The sequence below is a fragment of the Modestobacter sp. VKM Ac-2978 genome (genome assembly GCF_026968025.1).
Lineage (GTDB): Bacteria > Actinomycetota > Actinomycetes > Mycobacteriales > Geodermatophilaceae > Modestobacter.
This window is the reverse complement of record NZ_JAPVBP010000001.1, coordinates 324,260-342,706: the sequence shown is the minus strand read 5'-3', so window position 1 is coordinate 342,706 and position 18,447 is coordinate 324,260. Positions and strand designations below refer to the sequence as shown.

17 protein-coding genes are annotated in these 18,447 nt (G+C 73.8%); 4 read left to right on the top strand and 13 right to left on the bottom strand.

Annotation, left to right across the window (positions count from 1 at the left end):
* The first annotated feature begins 40 nt into the window (after positions 1–40).
* Together O2W53_RS01590 and O2W53_RS01585 are read left to right on the top strand one after the other, a co-directional pair.
* Complete coding sequence (locus O2W53_RS01590; protein ID WP_269161293.1) at positions 41–1,039, top strand: pirin family protein; 999 nt, start codon at positions 41–43, stop codon at positions 1,037–1,039.
* A 10-nt stretch (positions 1,040–1,049) separates the two neighbouring features.
* A complete protein-coding gene (locus tag O2W53_RS01585) occupies positions 1,050–2,015 on the top strand; it encodes a pirin family protein (RefSeq protein ID WP_269161292.1) in 966 nt (321 codons plus the stop codon).
* 41 nt (positions 2,016–2,056) lie between these two features.
* Here the strand turns inward: O2W53_RS01585 and O2W53_RS01580 are convergent, their stop codons facing one another.
* The 8 genes from O2W53_RS01580 to O2W53_RS01545 all read right to left on the bottom strand — a co-directional run bounded on the left by O2W53_RS01580 (position 2,057) and on the right by O2W53_RS01545 (position 12,622).
* Positions 2,057–3,133: a calcium/sodium antiporter gene (locus O2W53_RS01580; protein WP_269161291.1), complete on the bottom strand. Its 1,077-nt coding sequence runs from the start codon at positions 3,131–3,133 to the stop codon at positions 2,057–2,059.
* Positions 3,134–3,228: 95 nt separating this feature from the next.
* Positions 3,229–4,917, bottom strand: a complete 1,689-nt coding sequence (locus O2W53_RS01575; RefSeq protein ID WP_269161290.1) for a dipeptide ABC transporter ATP-binding protein — start codon at positions 4,915–4,917, stop codon at positions 3,229–3,231.
* Positions 4,914–6,110: an ABC transporter permease gene (locus O2W53_RS01570; RefSeq protein ID WP_269161289.1), complete on the bottom strand. Its 1,197-nt coding sequence runs from the start codon at positions 6,108–6,110 to the stop codon at positions 4,914–4,916. Before O2W53_RS01570 ends, O2W53_RS01575 begins: the two co-directional genes overlap by 4 nt.
* A gap of 1 nt (position 6,111) precedes the next feature.
* Positions 6,112–7,221 (bottom strand): ABC transporter permease, encoded by a 1,110-nt coding sequence (locus O2W53_RS01565; protein ID WP_269161288.1) that lies wholly within the window; start codon positions 7,219–7,221, stop codon positions 6,112–6,114.
* Between the two features lie 89 nt (positions 7,222–7,310).
* Positions 7,311–8,948 (bottom strand): ABC transporter substrate-binding protein, encoded by a 1,638-nt coding sequence (locus tag O2W53_RS01560; RefSeq protein ID WP_269161287.1) that lies wholly within the window; start codon positions 8,946–8,948, stop codon positions 7,311–7,313.
* 183 nt (positions 8,949–9,131) lie between these two features.
* A complete protein-coding gene (locus O2W53_RS01555) occupies positions 9,132–11,216 on the bottom strand; it encodes a TPM domain-containing protein (protein WP_269161285.1) in 2,085 nt (694 codons plus the stop codon).
* A gap of 65 nt (positions 11,217–11,281) precedes the next feature.
* Positions 11,282–11,731 (bottom strand): hypothetical protein, encoded by a 450-nt coding sequence (locus tag O2W53_RS01550; protein WP_269161284.1) that lies wholly within the window; start codon positions 11,729–11,731, stop codon positions 11,282–11,284.
* A 132-nt stretch (positions 11,732–11,863) separates the two neighbouring features.
* Positions 11,864–12,622: a VOC family protein gene (locus tag O2W53_RS01545; protein ID WP_269161283.1), complete on the bottom strand. Its 759-nt coding sequence runs from the start codon at positions 12,620–12,622 to the stop codon at positions 11,864–11,866.
* Between the two features lie 143 nt (positions 12,623–12,765).
* On the opposite strand from O2W53_RS01545, the gene O2W53_RS01540 reads away from it, so the two are divergent.
* Positions 12,766–13,119 carry a Rieske (2Fe-2S) protein gene (locus O2W53_RS01540; RefSeq protein ID WP_269161282.1) on the top strand — a complete coding sequence of 118 codons (354 nt, stop codon included), beginning with the start codon at positions 12,766–12,768 and terminating at the stop codon, positions 13,117–13,119.
* Between the two features lie 30 nt (positions 13,120–13,149).
* Here the strand turns inward: O2W53_RS01540 and O2W53_RS01535 are convergent, their stop codons facing one another.
* The 5 genes from O2W53_RS01535 to O2W53_RS01515 form a co-directional block, all read right to left on the bottom strand.
* Complete coding sequence (locus tag O2W53_RS01535) at positions 13,150–13,971, bottom strand: MetQ/NlpA family ABC transporter substrate-binding protein (RefSeq protein WP_269161281.1); 822 nt, start codon at positions 13,969–13,971, stop codon at positions 13,150–13,152.
* Between the two features lie 35 nt (positions 13,972–14,006).
* Complete coding sequence (locus tag O2W53_RS01530) at positions 14,007–14,666, bottom strand: methionine ABC transporter permease (RefSeq protein WP_269161280.1); 660 nt, start codon at positions 14,664–14,666, stop codon at positions 14,007–14,009.
* The gene (locus O2W53_RS01525) at positions 14,663–15,757 is read right to left on the bottom strand and encodes a methionine ABC transporter ATP-binding protein (RefSeq protein ID WP_269161279.1); all 1,095 of its coding nucleotides are present in this window, start codon (positions 15,755–15,757) and stop codon (positions 14,663–14,665) included. Before O2W53_RS01525 ends, O2W53_RS01530 begins: the two co-directional genes overlap by 4 nt.
* A 315-nt stretch (positions 15,758–16,072) precedes the next feature.
* Entirely contained in the window at positions 16,073–16,672 is a 600-nt protein-coding gene (recR, locus tag O2W53_RS01520) for a recombination mediator RecR (RefSeq protein WP_269159620.1), read from the bottom strand.
* Positions 16,673–16,715: 43 nt separating this feature from the next.
* On the bottom strand, positions 16,716–17,051 hold the full coding sequence (locus O2W53_RS01515) for a YbaB/EbfC family nucleoid-associated protein (RefSeq protein WP_269161278.1): 336 nt from the start codon (positions 17,049–17,051) through the stop codon (positions 16,716–16,718).
* A 96-nt stretch (positions 17,052–17,147) separates the two neighbouring features.
* Here O2W53_RS01515 and O2W53_RS01510 point away from each other — a divergent pair, with 96 nt between their 5' ends.
* Positions 17,148–18,398, top strand: coding sequence for an MFS transporter (locus tag O2W53_RS01510; RefSeq protein WP_269161277.1), 1,251 nt, complete (start codon positions 17,148–17,150; stop codon positions 18,396–18,398).
* Positions 18,399–18,447 lie beyond the last annotated feature (49 nt).

Genomic DNA, 18,447 nt, shown 5'->3' with positions numbered 1-18,447 from the left:
AGTGGCATCTAGTTGAGCCCTCAACAGAAGTGAGGCCGCCATGCCCGCCGTGACCGTCGAGGACACCACCACGCTCGCCCGGGTCCCACTCCCCGCGCCCCGCACGGTCCGCCGCCGGGTGCGCTCGGTGACGACTGCGCCGTCCGGCTTCGAGGGCGAGGGCTTCCCGGTCCGGCGCGCCTTCGCCGGCGTCGACCTGCGTGCCCTCGACCCGTTCCTGCACATGGACCAGATGGGCGAGGTCGAGTACGCCCCCGGTGAGCCCAAGGGCACCTCGTGGCACCCGCACCGCGGCTTCGAGACCGTCACCTACCTCCTCGACGGCACCTTCGAGCACGCCGACAGCCACGGGGGCGGCGGCACCATCAGCGACGGCGACACCCAGTGGATGACCGCCGGCGGCGGCGTCCTGCACATCGAGCGGCCGCCGGAGTCGCTGGTGCTCAGCGGCGGGCTGTTCCACGGCCTGCAGCTGTGGGTGAACCTGCCCGCGGCGCAGAAGTGGGTGGAGCCGCGCTACCAGGACCTGCGGGCGCGCCAGTCGGTGTTGCTGGCCAGCCCGGACGGCGGGGCGCTGCTGCGGGTGATCGCCGGCGACGTCGGCGGGCACCGCGGCCCGGGCAGCACGTACACCCCGATGGCGATGGTGCACGCGACCGTCTCCCCCGGGGCGTCGCTGGACCTGCCCTGGCGGCCGGACTTCAACGCGCTCGTCTACGTGCTCTCCGGGTCCGGCGCGGTCGGCATCGACGCCGCTCCGGTGCACACCGGGCAGCTCGCCGTCCTCGGCCCCGGCGACACGGTGACCGTGCACGGCACCCGGCCCGGCGACCGGCACGCCGAGGCCCGCACACCGGACCTCGACGTCGTCGTCCTCGGCGGCCTGCCGATCCGGGAGCCGATCGCGATGTACGGGCCGTTCGTCATGAACACCCGGCAGGAGGTGCTGGACGCGATGACCGACGCCTCCGCCGGCCGGCTCGGCACCATCCCGGCTGCCCGGGTCGCGCACGGTGACGTGCACGGTCTGAGCGAGTAGGAAGGCGGCCATGAGCAACCTCGAGCCACGGCCGGCGCCGCACGAGCTGGGCGGGCGCGCCCAGGCGTCGGCCGGACCGGCGCTGGACCTGCTGCCGGGCAAGGAGGTGCTGCTCGGCGCGGCCACGCACGTCCGCCGGCTGCTGCCCACCCTCGGCCGGCGGCTGGTGGGCGCGTGGGCCTTCGTCGACCACTACGGGCCGGACGACGTGTTCGGCTCCGAGGGCATGCAGGTGCTGCCGCACCCGCACACCGGGCTGCAGACGGTCTCCTGGCTGCTGGACGGCGAGGTGCACCACCGCGACTCCCTCGGCAGCGACGTGGTGATCCGGCCGCGCGAGCTGGCGCTGATGACCGCCGGCCACGCGATCGCGCACGCCGAGCAGTCGCCGGCGGTGCACCCGCGGTACCTGCACGGCGCGCAGCTGTGGGTGGCGCTGCCCGACGGCGTCCGGGACGTCGCCCCGGCCTTCGAGCACCACACCGCGCTGCCGGGCTTCGACTCCGACGGGGTGCAGGCGACCGTGCTGATGGGCGCGATGGCCGGCGCCACCTCACCGGGGACGGCGCACACCCCGCTGGTCGGCGTGGACCTGGCGCTCTCCGCCGGCGCCGACGTGGAGCTGCCGCTGGAACCGGACTTCGAGTACGCGGTGCTCACCGCCTCCGGGTCCGCCGACGTCGAGGGCGTGCCGCTCACCCCCGGGGCGATGCTCTACCTGGGCTCGGGCCGGCGGACCGTCCGGCTGCACGCGGACGACGCCGCCCAGCTCCTGCTGCTGGGCGGCGAGCCGTTCGAGGAGCGAATCGTCATGTGGTGGAACTTCGTCGGCCGGACGGGTGAGGAGATCGCCGAGTACGCCGAGCAGTGGGCCGAGGGCGACCGGTTCACCGACGTCCCCGGCTTCGACGGCCACCGGCTCGGCGCCCCCGCCCTGCCCCCGCTCCCCCTCAAGCCCCGCGGCCGCACCCGCTGACGGCCTAGAGGGGCCAAAGTCGCGATCCTGGCCCCTCCAGGTCAGCGCGCGGCGGCGGCCCGGCGCCGCCGCCCGATCTCGCGGGCCGTGAGCACCGCCAGGCCCACGACGGTGAGCGGCAGCAGTCCCCACAGCGCCACCGCGGTGACCGCGGGCGCGGCGCTCGAGCCGATCGCGGTGAGCACCAGCACGGTGACGTAGACCGCGTACCAGGCCAGCAGCAGCCCGCCCTCCCAGCGCGCCAACGTGGCGTGGGTGAGCAGCAGCGGCACGAGCGCCAACGCCACGACGATCATCACCGGCACGTCGAAGCGCAGGGCGGAGGGGTCGACCGGGAGGCCGCCCGGGGCGACGACGGCGGTGAGCCCGAGCACCATCCCGATGTTGAGCACGTTGCTGCCCACGATGTTCCCCAGCGCCATCTCCCGCTGGCCGCGCACGGCGGCCACCACCGAGGTGGCCAGCTCCGGCAGCGAGGTGCCGATGGCGACCACGGTCAGCCCGATGACCAGGTCGGAGAGCCCCAGCGCCGAGGCGATCGTGGTGGCGGCGTCGACCAGCAGCCGGGCGCCGACGACCAGCAGGGCGAGGCCGGCCAGCAGGGAGCCGGCGGGGGGCAGGAACGAGCGCGGCCGGACGGGCGGCCGGGCGGCACCGGTCTCCTCCGGGGCCCCCTCGCGCCGGCCGGCCCGCACCTTCCAGCCGAGGTACCCCGCTGCCAGGGCCACCAGCAGGAACCCCTCCCACAGTGCGACGGTGCCGTCGGCGGCGAGCACGAGCAGCAGGACCGACAGCGCGAGCAGCGCCGGCACGTCGCCGCGCAGCAGCCCCCGGTCGACGGCCAGTGGTGCGGCGAGCGCGGTGAGCCCGCCGACCAGCAGCACGTTGGCGATGTTGCTGCCGACCACGTTGCCGACCGCGAGCCCGGCCACGCCGGTCAGCGCGGCGTCCAGCGAGACGGCCAGCTCGGGCGCGGCCGTGGCGAACGCGACCACGGTGAGCCCGATGACCAGCGGGGAGATGCCGGCCGCGCGACCCAGGGCCGAGCCCCCGCGCACCAGGAACTCCCCACCGACGGTGAGCAGGGCGAGTCCGGCCAGCAGCTCGATCACCGTCACGTCGGAGCCGCTACCCAGCCGACTCCGGGATCAGCCGTCACCCCCGAGACCGACGACCCGAGAGGGGCCAAGGTCGCGATCTTGGCCCCTCCCGGTCAGCTGTCCGCGGCGCGGAGGGTGTTCCAGTGGGTGCGGCGGCGGGCCTGCTCGTCGGGGTCGGGCACTGGCAGGGAGGCGATCAGCCGCTGGGTGTACGGGTGCTTCGGCGCGCCCAGCACCTCGGCCCCCGTGCCCTCCTCCACCAGTTGGCCGCGGTAGAGCACCGCGATCCGGTCGGCGAGCAGGTCGACCACGGCCAGGTCGTGGCTGATGAACAGCGCGGCGAACCCGAGCTCCCGCTGCAGCTCGTCGAAGAGCTCCAGCACCCGGGCCTGCACCGACACGTCCAGCGCAGAGGTCGGCTCGTCGGCGATGAGCAGCTCCGGCTGCAGCGCCAGGCTCCGGGCCAGGCTGGCCCGCTGCCGCTGCCCACCGGAGAGCTCGTGCGGGTACCGGTCGCCGAACGCCTTCGGCAGCTGCACCGCCTCCAGCAGCTCGTCGACCCGCGGGCGGGCCGCACGCGGGTCCTTGGCGCGCTTGTGCACCACGAGCGGCTCGGCCACCGCCTCGGCGATGGTGAGCAGCGGGTTGAAGCTGGACGCCGGGTCCTGGAAGACGAACCCGATCCGCTCGCGCACCGGCCGGAACGCGCGCTCCTTCATCCCGTTCATCTCGGTGCCCAGCACCGTCAGCGAGCCGTGGCTGACCTTGGTCAGGCCGGCGATCGCCCGTCCGATGGTGGTCTTCCCGCTGCCGGACTCCCCGACCAGGCCGAGCACCTCGCCGGGGCGGATGCTGAAGCTGACGCCGTCCACGGCGACGAAGTCCGGTCGGCGCATCCGGCCGGGGTAGACGATCCGCAGGTCCTTCGCCTCGACGACCGGGGCGGCGTCCGCCCAGCCGGCCTCGCGCCGGGCGGCCCGCGCCCGGGTGTGCTCGACGCCCTGCCCGATCCGTGGGACGGCGGCCAGCAGCTGCTGGGTGTACCGGTCCTTCGGTGCACTGAACAGCGTTCGGACGTCGGCCTGCTCGACGATCCGGCCCTGGTACATGACGGCGACCCGGTCGGCCAGGTCGGCGACCACGCCCATGTTGTGCGTGATCAGCACGATGGCGGCACCGAAGTCGTCCCGGCAGCGGCGCAGCAGCTCCAGGATCTCCGCCTGCACCGTGACGTCGAGCGCCGTCGTCGGCTCGTCGGCGATGATCACGCCGGGGTCGAGCACCAGGGCCTGGGCGATGACGATCCGCTGCTTCTGCCCGCCGGAGAACTGGTGCGGGTAGTGGTCGACCCGGTGCTCGGGATCGGGGATGCCGACCAGGCGCAGCACGTCGATCGCCTTGGCCCGGGCCTCCTTCTTGCTGTACTTCCCGTGCGCCCGCAGCCCCTCGGCGATCTGCCAGCCGATCGGGTAGACCGGGTTCAGCGAGGTCGAGGGCTCCTGGAACACCATCGCGGCGTCCTGCCCGCGCACCTCGCGCAGCTGCGCACCGGACAGTGGGACGACGTCCTGCTCGGCGGTGCCGTCCTTGCTGCTCAGCACCACCGCACCGCGCACCCGCGCGGTCTCCGGCAACAGCCCCAGGATGCTGCGCGCGGTGACGGTCTTGCCGCTGCCGCTCTCCCCCACGATGGCCAGCACCTCACCGGCCTGGACGGCGAGGGTGACGTCCTGCACCGCGGTGACGGCACCGGCGTCGGTGGCGAAGGAGATCTGCAGGTCCTTGATGTCGACGACGCTCATGAGCGGGTCCCTCCTCCGTCCCGGCCGGTCACGTCCGGCCCGGCCACCTGCCCGTCAGCGGGCTCGGCACCGGTGGCACCGGCCGGGGCCGGCGTCCCGGGTCGTTCGCCGGCCACCGTGACCCCCAGGCCACCAACGCCCGCCGGTCCGCTGGTCAGCGCACCGCCGGGGACGGCGGCGACCTCGCCCTCCTCCGCCGGCTCCTGGTCGGCCACCCGGCGGCGGGTGCGCAGCCGGGGGTCGGCGAGGTCGTTGAGGCTCTCGCCGACCAGCGTCAGCCCGAGCACCACCAGCACGATCGCCAGGCCGGGGAACAGCGAGGTCCACCAGATCCCGCTGGTCACGTCGGACAGCGACTGCTGCAGGTCGTAGCCCCACTCCGCGGCGGCGGTGGGCTGGATGCCGAAGCCGAGGAAGCCCAGGCCGGCCAGGGTGAGGATCGCCTCTGAGGCGTTCAGCGTGAGGATCAGCGGCAGCGTGCGGGTGGCGTTGCGCAGCACGTGCCGGAGCATGATCCGGCGGTTGCTCGCCCCGATGACCCGGGCGGACTCGACGAAGGCCTCCGCCTTGATCCGCACCGTCTCGGCCCGGACCACCCGGAAGTACTGCGGGATGAACACCACGGTGATGGAGATGGCGGCGGCCATGATGCCGCCCCACAGGCTGGACTGCCCCCCGCTGATGACGATCGCCACGATGATCGCCAGCAGCAGCGCCGGGAAGGCGTAGATCGCGTCGGCGATGACGACGAGCACCCGGTCCAGCCAGCCGCCGAAGTAGCCGGAGACCAGGCCGAGCAGCACGCCGGCGACGATCGACAGCAGGACGGCGACGACGATCACGTAGAGCGCCGTCCGTGAGCCCCAGATCACCCGGGACAGCACGTCGTACCCGCCCACGGTCGTGCCGAGCAGGTGGTCGCCGGACGGTGGCCGCTGGGCGCCGAACAGCCCCTCGGCGTCGCGCAGCTGGCCGTACTCGTAGGGCGCCAGCAGCGGCGCGAACAGCGCGGTGAGCAGGAAGACGCCCATCAGCACCAGCCCGGCCACGAGCATGCCGCGCTGCAGGCCGACGCTCTGCCGCAGCTGGTGGACGATCGGCAGCGAGCGCCAGGACCGGCGCCGGCGGGACGGTGCCGTACCGGGCTCGCCGGCCGGGCCGGCCGCGGTGGGCACGGAGGTCGCCGTGGCCATGTCAGTACCTCACCCGGGGGTCGATGAGCGCGGCGATGATGTCGACGATGAAGTTGGTGACGGCCACGATGACCGCCAGCAGCACGACGATGCCCTGCACGGCCACGAAGTCGCGGGCCTGCAGGTACTGGGCCAGCTGGAAGCCCAGGCCCTTCCACTCGAACGTCGTCTCGGTGAGCACGGCGCCGACGAGCAGGATGGCGATCTGCAGGCCGATGACGGTGATGATCGGGATCAGCGCCGGGCGGTAGGCGTGCTTGCGCAGCAGCCGGGACTCCGCGACGCCCCGCGAGCGGGCGGCCTCCACGTAGCCGGTGCCCAGCGTGCCGATCACGTTGGTCCGGACCAGCCGCAGGAAGATGCCGGCGGTCAGCAGGCCCAGCGCGATGGCGGGCAGGACGGCGTGCGCCAGGACGTCGCTGATGATCTCCCAGTCGCCGGTCTGGAGCGCGTCGATCAGGTAGAAGCCGGTCGGGCTCTCCAGGAACTGCAGCTCGATCTCCGTGCCGGTGGAGGCCCGGCCGGCGACCGGCAGCCAGCCCAGCCCGGAGGCGAAGACGAGCTTGAGCAGCAGGCCGGCGAAGAAGACCGGCGTGGCGTAGCAGAGGATCGCGAAGACCCGCAGGACCGCGTCGGGGAAGCGGTCGCGGAAGTAGGCGGCCAGCATGCCCAGCGGGATGCCGACGATGAACGCCACGATCAGCGCGTAGACGGTCAGCTCGAGCGTGGCGATGCCGAAGGTGGTCAGCACCTCGAGGACCGGACGCCGGTCGCTGAGCGTGGTGCCGAAGTCGCCCTGCACCAGGTTGCCCAGGTACTCGAGGTACTGGGTCATCAGCGGCCGGTCGTACCCGGCCTCCCGGACCCGCTCGGCCAGCTGGTCGGCCGGCAGCCGCCCACCGAGTGCGGCGGTGATCGGGTCACCGGTGGCCCGCATCAGGAAGAAGACGGTCGTGACCAGGATGAAGATGGTCGGGAAGATCAGCAGGAAGCGGACGAGCAGGTAGCTGCCCAGCCCCCCGCTGCCCTTCCGCCGGCGCCGGGGCGCGGGGTCGGGGGCGCCGGCGGGGTCGGCGGTGCTCCCGGTGGGCTCGGTCGTGGTGGTGGTCATCTCTCCCAGCCTGCGGTGGCGGCGGACATGCCGGTGCCCCGGGCGACCCACGGAGGGCGGGTCGCCCGGGGCGGTCTGCTCCGGCTCGATCAGCCCTTGCTGATGGCCCCGAAGCGGAACTTGAAGGACGCGTCGAGGGTGTCCTCGACGCCTTCCACGTCGGTCCCGGTGACGGCGACCTGGGCACCCTGCAGGTAGGGCAGCGTCGACAGGTCGTCGGCGACCTCGCCCTGGATCTGCTCGATCAGCGCCTGCCGCTCGGCCGGGTCGGTGGTGGTGGCCTGCTGCAGGATCAGGTCGTTCACCGCCTGGTCCGAGTAGTGGTTGCCCAGGAAGTTCTCCGTGAGGAAGAACGGCGTCAGGTAGTTGTCGGCGTCGGAGTAGTCCGGGAACCAGCCGAGCTGGTAGGCCGGGTACACGTCGGAGGTGCGGTCCTCGGAGTACTGCACCCACTCGGTGGTCTGCAGGTTCACCGTGAACAGGCCGCTGGACTCCAGCTGGTCCTTGATCAGCGCGTACTCGTCACCCGAGGACGGGCCGTAGTGGTCGTTGGAGTACTGGAGGTTGAGCTCCACCGGCGTCTGCACGCCGGCCGCCTGCAGCACCTGCGCAGCCGCCTCGGCGTCCGGGGCGCCCGAGCCGTCGCCGTACTTCTCCAGCAGCGGCTCGACGGCGCCGGTGAGGCCCTCGGGCACGTAGGAGTACAGCGGGGTGTAGGTGCCCTTGTAGACCTGGTCGGCCAGCTCCTCGCGGTCGATCAGGTGCGCAGCGGCCTGCCGGACGGCGAGGGCCTTGGCCGGGTCGGCCTCGGGGGTGGTCGCGCCGTAGGGCTGGGTGTTGAAGTTGAACGTGATGTAGCGGATCTCCCCGCCCGGGCCGTCGACGACGTTGACGGAGTCGTCGCCGCGCAGGTCCTCCACGTCGGTCGCGGTCAGGCTGCGGAAGGCGACGTCGACGTTGCCCTCCTGGACGTCGAGCTTCAGGTTCGACGCGTCCGCGTAGTACCGGACGTTGACCGTCTCGGTCTCCGGTGCGCCGAGCAGGCCCTGGTAGCCCTCGAACGCCTCGTAGGACACGAGGTTGTTCTGGTCGTAGTTGGTGATCGCGTACGGGCCGGCGAAGGCGTTGCCGTCCACGATCTCCTGGTCGGTGGTCAGCGCGTCAGCGGCGAAGACGTCCTCGTCGACGATCGGGCCGGCCGGGCTGGAGAGGATCTGCGGGAACACCTGGTCGTCGGGCGACTTCAGGTTGAACACCACGGTGGTGTCGTCGACGACCTCGGTGCTGTCGAGGTTGTAGAGCAGCGACGACGGGCCGCTCTCGTCGTTGATCGCGACCATGCGGTCGAAGGAGAACTTCACGTCCGAGGCGGTGAGCTCGTTGCCGTTGGCGAACGTCAGCCCGTCCTTCAGCGTCACCGTGTACTCGGTGGGCGAGGTGAACTCGGCCGACTCGGCGATGTCCGGCTCGACGTCAGGGCTGCCCAGCGGGGTGTTCATCAGGAACGGGTAGACCTGGTTCATCACGGCGAAGGAGCCGTTGTCGTACGAACCGGCCGGGTCGATCGTGGTGATCTTGTCGGTGGTGCCGATGATCAGCGAGTCGCCGCCACCGGAGCCGCCGCCGTCCCCGTCGTCGCCGCCACACGCCGACAGCGCCAGCGCCGTCGCCGTGATGCCCGCTGTGGCGACCAGCGCACGCCGGCCACTCCTGGACACGGAGTTCATCCGCTACCTCGTTCTCATGGGCGGCGGCCCGCAGGCGCGACGAGGCGCCACCGCAGCCGCCGGTGGCTTGTGGAGATGCATGACTAACACACCTTTCCCACGACGTGGGACGCCGGGGGTCGGGGCGTGACCGTGTTGTGACCGGATCCTGACGCCGTGGTGAACAGACAAGTGGCCCGACGGTCAGAAGCTCCCGCCACCGCCGAAGTCGCCGCCGCCGAAGTCCCCGCCGCCGCCGAAGCCCCCGCCACCACCGCCGCCTCCGAAACCGCCGCCGTAGCCGCCACCGAGCCCGCCCAGCAGGATGCTGCCGAGCAGGCCGCCGGCCACACCGCCGGCCACACCACCGGCGATGCCACCCCCGCCGTACCCCCGCCGTGGGCCCACGCCGTAGCCCGGACGTCCGCCGTACCCACCGCCGTAGCCGCCGGCCATGTACTCCTCGACGTCCTGCTGGGCCGCGGTCAGCGCCTGCCGGGCCAGGCCGTCGGCACGCTGGGCCGCCCGCAGGGCGGCGATCGGGTCTGCCGCGGCGGACCGGGACGCCTCGTCCAGGTGCCGCTCGGCCTCGGCCAGCCGGGTGCGCGCGGGGCTGCCGACGGCGCCGCGCCGGGTGGAGATGAAGTCACCAGCGACGGTGACCGACGAGTCGGCGGCGCGGATGGCCTGCTGCAGGTGGGCCGTGGCCCGCTCCTGCTGCTGCCGGACGTCGCGCGCCGGCTCCAGGGCCGCCTCCAGGGCCAGGTCCGCCTCGTCCAGCCGCCGGACCACGGCCAGCGGGTCGGGCAGTTCACCGTCGCGCGGCTGGAGTTCCGCCGCACTGCTGGCCAGCGCGCGCTCGGCCCGGGCGAGCTGCTCCCGCAGCCCCGGGGTGTCGACGCCGCGGGACAGCATCGCCTGGGCCTCGGCGATGTCCCGCTCCGTCTCCGCCCGCACCTCGTCGAACCGCGCGCCGCTGTCCGCCAGCTCCTCGGCCAGCCGGCCCACCGCGTCCAGCAGCGTGCGGCTCTGCGCGAGTGCGTCCTCGGCCGCCCGGATCGCCGGGACCGCCCCGGCGGGCCGACCCTGGTCGAGCTCGGTCTGCCCGGAGGCGACCGCCTGCTCAGCGAAGTCGGTGCGGGTGCGCGCCTCGGTCACGTTGTCGGCGACCGGCGCCCAGGCCGAGCGGGCGTACCGCCGCTGCAGGTCTCCCAGGGTCGCCTCGGTCGCCGGGATCCGCGCCCGGACCCCCTGGATCACCGGGGTCAGCGCGGCCAGTGTCTCGGGTGCGGACTCCTGCAGGTGGCGCAGCTTCGCGTACGCCTCGGCCTGCTCGGCCAGCCGGGCGTCGGCGGCCGCGGTGAGCTGCAACAGCTGGGTGAGCATGCGGCGCTGGGTGGGCTCGTCCTCGGGGAACTCGTCGTCCAGTTCCTGCCGCAGGGCGAACGCCTGGGAGAGCTCGGCCTTGGACCGGTTCAGCGCGTCCTGGAAGCCGGCGACCGACTGCTCGCCGTACTGCGAGCGGGCGTAGGCGAGGTCGAGCTCGGAGGTCTTGACCGCCTCGTCGAGGTCGAGCAGCTCCTGGCTGGCCCGGAAGGTCAGCTGCTCGGTGGAGGTGCCGTGGTGCGGGTCGCGGGCGGCGGCCTCGGCGGCGGCGCGCTCCTCCGCCGCCCGGGCGGCGATGGCCTGCTGCTTCTTGCGCCGCCGGCTCTTCATCAACGCGTACCCGCCACCACCGACGACGGCGATCCCGACGAGCACGGCGAGGGCTCCCCCGCCCCCGTCACCGCCAGAACCGGACGCGCTGCCGGCCGACGCGCCGTCGCCGGACTGGATGCCCTCCGCCAGTGTCACCGCGGCACCGGACCAGTCTCCCTCGACCAAGTACGGCTCGACCTCGGTGCTCACGAAGGAGTCGAGCCCGCTCTGCGTCACAGGGGAGCTCTGCCCGACGTAGTAGCCGACGCGTTCCTGCTCCGTGGCAACGGCGAAGAGCACCTCGTTCGTGCCCAGCCCGGCGACGTCGAAGGCCTCCGTCGCCCACTCCCGGCCGTTCAGCTCACCGAAGTCGTCGACGTAGACGACGTAGAGCTGGGTGCCGTCCTCGGTCTGCAGCTCCTGCAGGGCCGACTCGACCTCCGCCTCCTCACCGCTGTCCAGCACGTCGGCCTGGTCGACGAGCTGCTCGGTCGGTGCGAACGGCTCGACAGCGAGGGCCGGACCGGCGCCCAGGAGAACGGCGGGCACACCGACGGCCAGCGGGACGAGCAGCCGGGAGAGAAGACGCATGGGCCCATCGTCCCCCACCGCCCTGCAAGTGGGCTGCGTGACGGCCGGGCACGGGCCCACCCTGGTCACGCGCCCTGGGCCAGCGGTTCTGCGGGCACCCCGGCGAGCCGGTGCTTGGCGACGGCGATCGGCAGCTGCCCGATCAGCGCAGGCAGCAGCCAGAACCCCGGGTTGCCCGTCTCCGCGATCAGCACGCCGGTGACCAGCGCGATGTAGGAGCCGCCCAGCAGGTGTGGCTGCCAGCTGCGCCACCCGGACCACCGGCGGCGCCGGGCCAGCGCCCCGGTGACCGCCAGCACCTCGGTGCCGACGGCCACCGGCAGCAGCCACACCAGGCTCGGGTCGGTGACCGCCAGCAGGCCGGCCGTCACCGCCACCACGCCGACCGCGACCTGGTAGCCGGCCGCCGGCCCCCGGCCCGGCCTCCCGCGCTGCCGGGCCAGCAGCCAGGCCGGCCCGAGCAGCAGACCGGCGGCGCCCGCCACGACGTGCAGGTACAGGACGACGTCGCGCACGCCGACCACTCCCCTCGGCTGGGTCAGTGAGTCGACCCGGTGCTGCCCCGTCGTCCGCTCGGCGGGGCAGGACCCAGCCTCTGCCCTGCCGGCCGCCGGGCACAGGTGCCAGATGTCAGGTCCTGTCCGGGCTCAGCCGGCCGGCTCCTGCATGACCGAGAACGCTGCTCTCCACGGGTCGGTGACGACGGCGACCCGGCCGTACGGGGTGTCCTCGGCCGGCATCAGCACCTTGCCGCCGCCGGTCTCGACCGCCCGGACCGCCGCGTCGGTGTCGGCGACCGAGAACGCGTTGCTCCAGCCGCGGGGCAGCCCTTCGACCACGCCCCCCAGCCCGCCCAGTGGGCGGTCACCGGTGGCGAAGGTGCTGTAGCCGCCGGCGTCCGGGATCTCCTCCCAGGCGAAGCCGAACACGGCGGTGTAGAACTCCTGCGCCGCCGCCGGGTCGTCGACGGCGGCCTCGTTCCAGGCCAGCGCGCCGGGTTCGTTGAAGACCTGCACGCCGGTGGTGGTGCCGGCCTGCCAGAGCCCGAACGGGCTGCCCTGCGGGTCGGCGACGATCGCCATCCGGCCGGCCGGGCCGACGTCCATCGGCGGGGCCAGGACCGTGCCGCCGGCCTCCGTCACCCGGGCGGCCGTCGCATCGGCGTCGTCGGTGGCGAAGTACGTCGTCCAGCGGGGTGGGTCGGCGGGGTCCTGCTGCGGGCCGAGCCCGGCCGCCTCGTGCCCGTCCTTCAGGCAGAACAGGTACCCGCCGGAGTCGGGACCGGTGTCGCGGTAGGTCCAGTCGAGGACCGCTGCGTAGAAGGACCGGGCGGCGTCCGGGTCGGGGGTGCCGAGGTCGATCCAGCACGGTGTGCCGGCCGGCCAGGGTGTCGTACGAGTGGGCATCGCTCCTCCTCGTGTCGGGAGGCCGACCGTCCCACCGCGCACCGACAGTTCGACCGGCGCGGCGCGCCACGTCTGCCCGCCGCTGCACGGGGTAGGGGGCTGACCACCGCCCGAGACCAGACCGCCCCAGATCAGGAGGCCTCGTGCCCGACCGCGTCCCCGCCGCCGACCTGCCCCCGGGCGCCGTGCGCCCCGCCGGACGGTGGGCGGTGGCCAACACCGGCGACCGGCTGGCCGCGGTCTCCCGCCGGTGCCGGCACCAGCTCGCCGACCTCGCCGACGGCCACGTCGATGCCGAGGGCTGCCTCGTCTGCCCGTGGCACCAGGCCCGCTACGACCTGTCCACCGGCGAGATGGTCTCCGGCCCGCGCGGGTTCCTCGGCTACCACGGGCCCACCCCGGGCTACTCCGGGCTGGTCAAGCGGTTCGGCCAGGTGCTGCGGCTGCGGGTGCGCCGGGCGGTCCGGCGGGGCCCGGACGTCGTCGTCGAGCCCTGACCCCGCCGGTCCTGCTCCGGTCGGTACGGCTCAGAAGGCGGGGATGACCGCGCCCCCGTAGTTCTCCTCGATGAAGGTCCGCACCTCGTCGGAGTGCAGCAGCTCCTCCAGCTGGCCGATCCGCTCGTCGTCCTCGGTGCCGGCCCGCACGACGACCAGGTTGGCGTTGGGGTTGCCCTCGGCCTCCTCCAGCGCGAGGGCGTCCTCGGCCGGCGAGAGGTCGGCGTCGATCGCGTAGTTGCCGTTGATCACCGCGGCGTCGACGTCGACGAGTGACCGGGGCAGCTGGGCCGCCTCGATCTCCTGGATCTGCAGGTTCTTGGGGTTGCCCTCGACGTCGAGCGCGGTGGGCGCCGCGTCACCGGTGTCGGCCAGCGTGATCAGGTCGTTGGCGGCCAGCAGCCGCAGCGCCCGACCGGCGTTGGTCGGGTCGTTGGGGATCGCCACCGTCGCGCCGTCGGGCAGCGCGGCGAGGTCGGTCAGCGAGTCGGAGTAGATGCCCAGCGGCTCGATGTGCACCGGCTCGAGCGCGGTGAAGTCGTAGCCGGCGTTGGCCTCCTGCTCCTCCAGGTAGGGGACCGTCTGGAAGTAGTTGGCGTCGATCGAGCCGTCGTCCAGGGCGACGTTGGGCTGGACGTAGTCGGTGAACTCGACGATCTCCAGGTCCAGTCCGGCCTCGTCGGCGAGCTCGTCGTCGACGAAACGGAGGATCTCCGCGTGCGGGACCGGCGACGCCCCGACCTGCAGGGGCTCGTCCTCGGCCGACAGCTCGGCGGTGCCCCCACCGCAGGCGCTCAGCGCCAGGGCGGTCGCGACGGCGGCCGCAGCGGCCAGGGGGTTCTTCGTGCGCATGATCGGTTCTCTCCTCGGTGGAACGGGACGGACGGTCAGGAGGTGGCGAGCCGGCGGGCCCAGCGGTCGCCGGCCCACTGGAGGAGCTGCACCACCACGAGCAGCAGGACGACGGTCGCCAACGTGATGTCGGTGCGGAACTGCTGGTAGCCGTAGCGGATGGCGAAGTCGCCGAGCCCGCCGCCACCGATCGCGCCGGCCATGGCCGAGTAGCTGATCAGCGCCACGACGGTGACGGTGACCCCGGCGACCAGCGAGGGCAGCGCCTCGGGCAGCAGCACGGTGCGGACGACGTCGCGGCGCCGCGCGCCCATGGCCAGCGTCGCCTCGACCTTGCCGTGCGCCACCTCGCGCAGGCTGGTCTCGACCAACCGGGCCAGGAACGGGACGGCGCCGATGGTCAGCGGCACGATCGTCGCCGTCGAGCCGATGGTCGTGCCGACGATGCCGCGGGTGACCGGGGCGACCAGGACCAGCAGGATGATGAAGGGAAGCGAGCGGCCGAGGTTGACGACCAGGCCGAGCACCCGGTTCAGCAGTGGGTGCGGGGCGAGCGCCCCGGGCGCGGTGATGGTGAGCAGCACGCCCAGCGGCACGCCGAGCAGCACGGTCAGCGCAGTGGCGACGCCGACCATGTAGAGCGTCTCGCCGGTGGCGTCCAGCAGCTGCGGGGCGATCCGGGACCAGTCGTTCATCGCTGCACGTCCGGGGCGTCGGCGAGCCGCTGCACGTCGGGCTCGCGGGGTGGTCGGGGTGCGTCGTCGGCGTCCGGCTGGGGTCGGGGGTCACCGGCGGCGGCCCGCTCCACCAGCGCTCCGCCGGCCCGCAGCCGCGCCAGCGCCGGGTCCAGCCGGCCGTCGTCGCCCTCGACCCGCAGCAGCAGCCGGCCGAAGCGCCGGCCGGCGACGGTCTCCACCGAGCCGCCGACCACCTCGACCGACAGGCCGAGCTCGGCGGTCAGGGTCTGCAGGACGGCGCCGTGCGGGGTCGCGTCGGTGACCGTGACCAGCACCAGCGCACCTGCGGCCTCCCCCGCGGCGGGCGTCGCCGGGGCCGGGACCAGCTGGGCGGCCAGCGCAGAGCCCGGGCGGGCGAGCACCTCGGCCAGCGGACCACCGTCGACCACCCGGCCGTCGCTCATCAGCACCGCGCTGTCGCAGACCGCACGGACGACCGACATCTCGTGGGTGATGAGCAGCACGGTCAGCCCCAGCTCGGCGCGCACCTGGCGCAGCAGCTCCAGCACGCCGGTGGTGCTGGCGGGGTCCAGGGCCGAGGTCGCCTCGTCGCAGAGCAGCACGGAGGGGCGGGCGGCCAGGGCGCGGGCGATCGCGACCCGCTGCTTCTGCCCGCCGGAGAGCTGAGCCGGCCGGGAGGCGTGCCGGTCGGCGAGGCCGACCAAGTCCAGCAGGTCCGCGACCCGGCGGCGGCGTTCGGTGCGGCCGACCCCGGCCAGCTCCAGCGGGTGCTCGACGTTGCCGGCCGCGGTGCGGGAGTCGAGCAGGTTGAAGTGCTGGAAGATCATGCCGATGCTGCGGCGGGCCTCCCGGACCCCGGCGGCGTCGAGGTCGGTGAGCACCCGGCCGTCCACGGTGACCGTCCCCGAGGTCGGCCGCTCGAGCAGGTTCACCAGCCGGGCCAGGGTGCTCTTCCCCGAGCCGCTGGGGCCCACCACACCCGCGAACTCACCGCGGGCGACGGACAGGCTCACGCCGTCGAGGGCGACCACCTCGCCGGCGGTGCGGCGGGCGGGGAAGACCTTGCGGACGTCGGACAGCTCGATCACGGGGGTCCTCGCAGGTGGAGCGGACGGCGGGCACAGCTCTCCACTGCCGGGGTCCAGCTGGCTCGGCGCCGAACGGCGCGGCGCGGACCTCCGGTCAGGGGTGTCGGCTCACCGACAGAGCGTGCCGGCCAGGCGCATGAGGTCGATGGCGCGACGACGCGTCAACGAACCTGGCCCGACCACCCGTCCAGAGTGCCCCGCAGCCGCCGCACCCGCCAGTTCCTGCGGCCGGCTGTGATCGAACGCTCAACCAGTACGGCCCCCTTGCAGGGCCCGCGCCGAGCTCGCGAGGCGTGGGGGGCAAGGGGGTCCTCCTCAGGCGTCGATGCGGCGGCGGCCCTCGAACGCCCGGCCCAGGGTGACCTCGTCGGCGTACTCCAGGTCACCGCCCACCGGCAGCCCACTGGCCAGCCGGGAGACCGCCAGCCCCAGCGGGCCGACCAGCCGGGCCAGGTAGGCGGCGGTCGCCTCGCCCTCCAGGTTCGGGTCGGTGGCGATGATCAGCTCGGTGACCTGGCCGTCCATCAGCCGGGTCATCAGCTCCTTGACCTTCAGGTCGTCGGGGCCGATCCCCTCGATCGGGCTGATCGCCCCGCCGAGCACGTGGTAGCGGCCCTTGAACTCCCGGGTCCGCTCGATCGCCACGACGTCCTTGGGCTCCTCGACGACGCAGATGACGTCGAGCGTGCGCCGCGGGTCACGGCAGATCCGGCACTGCTCGGCCTCGGCGACGTTGTGGCAGGTCACGCAGAAGCGGACCTCGGCCTGCACCCGCTGCAGCGCGGCGACGAGTCGGCCGACGTCGGTCGACTCGGCGGCCAGCAGGTGGAAGGCGATGCGCTGCGCGCTCTTGGGACCGACGCCGGGCAGCCGCCCGAGCTCGTCGATGAGGTCCTGGACAGCGCCCTCGTACACGGTTCTCCTTCGATGCGGGTGGCGGTGTGCGCACCCGGGTGGATCAGAGGCCGGGGAGACCCAGCCCGCCACCGAGACCGCCGGTCAGCGGGCCCATCGTGGAGGCGGTGAGCTCGCCGACGGCGCGCTGGGCGTCACGGACGGCCGCGACCACCAGGTCCTGCAGGCTCTCGACGTCGTCGGGGTCGACGGCGGCCGGGGCGATCGTGACGGCGGTGACCTCACCGCTGCCGGTCATGGTCACGGTGACCAGCTCGCCACCGGCCGAACCGGTCACCTCGGCGCGGGCCAGCTCCTCCTGCGCAGCAGCCAACTGCTGCTGCATCTGCTGTGCCTGCTTCATGATCTGCTGCATGTCGGGCTGGCCACCGGGTCGCATGGTCCGAGCGTAGGTGCTGGCACCGACAGCCCGCCGCACGCGCTCCCGCGCCGGGCCGACGTGAGGTGCGGCCCGGGTCGGTGGCAGGGTCGTCCCGTGGCCAACGACGGCGTACCGGTCCGCAGCCCCGTGGGCGGGGCACGCACCGGGCCGTGGTCGCAGCTGGCGCTCATCGCGCTGACCCAGGTGCTGGCGCTGGCGGTGTGGTTCTCCGCGTCCGCGGTGCTCCCGGTGCTGCGCCGCGACTGGGAGCTGGGCACGGCCGGTGGGGTCGGCCTCACCGTCGCCGTGCAGCTGGGCTTCGTGGTGGGCGCGCTGGCCTCGGCGACGACCGGGCTGGCCGACCGGGTGCGCCCCGAGCGGCTGCTGGCGACCGGGGCCGGCGCCGCCGCCGCGTGCACCCTCGGCGTCGCCGTCCTGGCCGACGGGCCGCTGGTCGGCATCGCGCTGCGCTTCCTCACCGGGACGGGCCTGGCGCTGGTCTACCCGATCGGCATGAAGCTGATGGCCTCCTGGTTCGGCGCCCGCGGCCGGGGGCTGGCGCTCGGCGTGCTGATCGGTGCGCTCACCCTGGGCTCGCTGCTGCCGCAACTGCTGGTCGGCGTCCTCGGCGACTCGTGGCGGACCGTGCTGGTCGCTGCCGCGGCCAGCGGCGCGGTCGCTGCCCTGCTGGCGCTGGGGCTGCTGCGCGCCGGACCGCACCTGGCGGTCGGCGCCCGCCCCCGCGCCGCGCAGGCCTTCGACGGCTTCCGGTCGGCCCGCCCGCGGCTGGTGAACCTCGCCTACCTCGGGCACATGTGGGAGCTCTACGCCCTCTGGACCTGGGCCGCGGTGTGGATGACCGCCTCGCGGGACGTGCACGACCCCGCCCTGCCGGCCGCCCGGATCGCCCTGCTGACCCTGACCGCGTTCGGGATCTGCGGCGCCGCGGGCTGCGTGCTGGCCGGCTGGCTCGCCGGCCGGTGGGGCCGGGCGACGGTCGCCACCGTCGCGGTGGCCACCAGCGGCGTGTGCTGTCTGCTCTCGCCGTGGGCCTGGTCGTGGCCGACGGGGGTGTTCGCCGTCTTCGTCTGCGTCTGGGGAGCCAGCGTCATCGCCGACTCGGCGATGTTCTCCACCCTGCTCAGCGAGGTGTCCGACCGGCGCTGGGTCGGCACCGCCCTGACCGTGCAGACCGCGACGGGCTTCCTGCTCACCACCGTGACGATCAGCGCGCTGCCCTACCTGGCCGACGCGGTCTCCTGGCGGTGGACGCTGGTGCTGCTCGCCGCCGGCCCGGTGCTGTCGGTCGCCGCGCTGACCCGCTTCCGGGCCCTGGACCGGACGCCGGGGGTCGCTGCCCACTGAGAGCACCGCGGCCCGGCACGATGGGCGGGACGGCGCAGGCACGGAGCAG

Excerpts from the sequence above, each read along its gene's own strand:
- O2W53_RS01560 (WP_269161287.1), bottom strand. The coding sequence starts at position 8,948 with ATGAACTCCGTGTCCAGGAGTGGCCGGCGTGCGCTGGTCGCCACAGCG.
- O2W53_RS01535 (WP_269161281.1), bottom strand. The coding sequence starts at position 13,971 with ATGCGCACGAAGAACCCCCTGGCCGCTGCGGCCGCCGTCGCGACCGCC.
- O2W53_RS01565 (WP_269161288.1), bottom strand. The coding sequence starts at position 7,221 with ATGACCACCACCACGACCGAGCCCACCGGGAGCACCGCCGACCCCGCC.
- O2W53_RS01590 (WP_269161293.1), top strand. The coding sequence starts at position 41 with ATGCCCGCCGTGACCGTCGAGGACACCACCACGCTCGCCCGGGTCCCA.
- O2W53_RS01585 (WP_269161292.1), top strand. The coding sequence starts at position 1,050 with ATGAGCAACCTCGAGCCACGGCCGGCGCCGCACGAGCTGGGCGGGCGC.
- O2W53_RS01545 (WP_269161283.1), bottom strand. The coding sequence starts at position 12,622 with ATGCCCACTCGTACGACACCCTGGCCGGCCGGCACACCGTGCTGGATC.
- O2W53_RS01530 (WP_269161280.1), bottom strand. The coding sequence starts at position 14,666 with ATGAACGACTGGTCCCGGATCGCCCCGCAGCTGCTGGACGCCACCGGC.
- O2W53_RS01570 (WP_269161289.1), bottom strand. The coding sequence starts at position 6,110 with ATGGCCACGGCGACCTCCGTGCCCACCGCGGCCGGCCCGGCCGGCGAG.
- O2W53_RS01515 (WP_269161278.1), bottom strand. The coding sequence starts at position 17,051 with ATGCGACCCGGTGGCCAGCCCGACATGCAGCAGATCATGAAGCAGGCA.
- O2W53_RS01575 (WP_269161290.1), bottom strand. The coding sequence starts at position 4,917 with ATGAGCGTCGTCGACATCAAGGACCTGCAGATCTCCTTCGCCACCGAC.
- O2W53_RS01555 (WP_269161285.1), bottom strand. The coding sequence starts at position 11,216 with ATGCGTCTTCTCTCCCGGCTGCTCGTCCCGCTGGCCGTCGGTGTGCCC.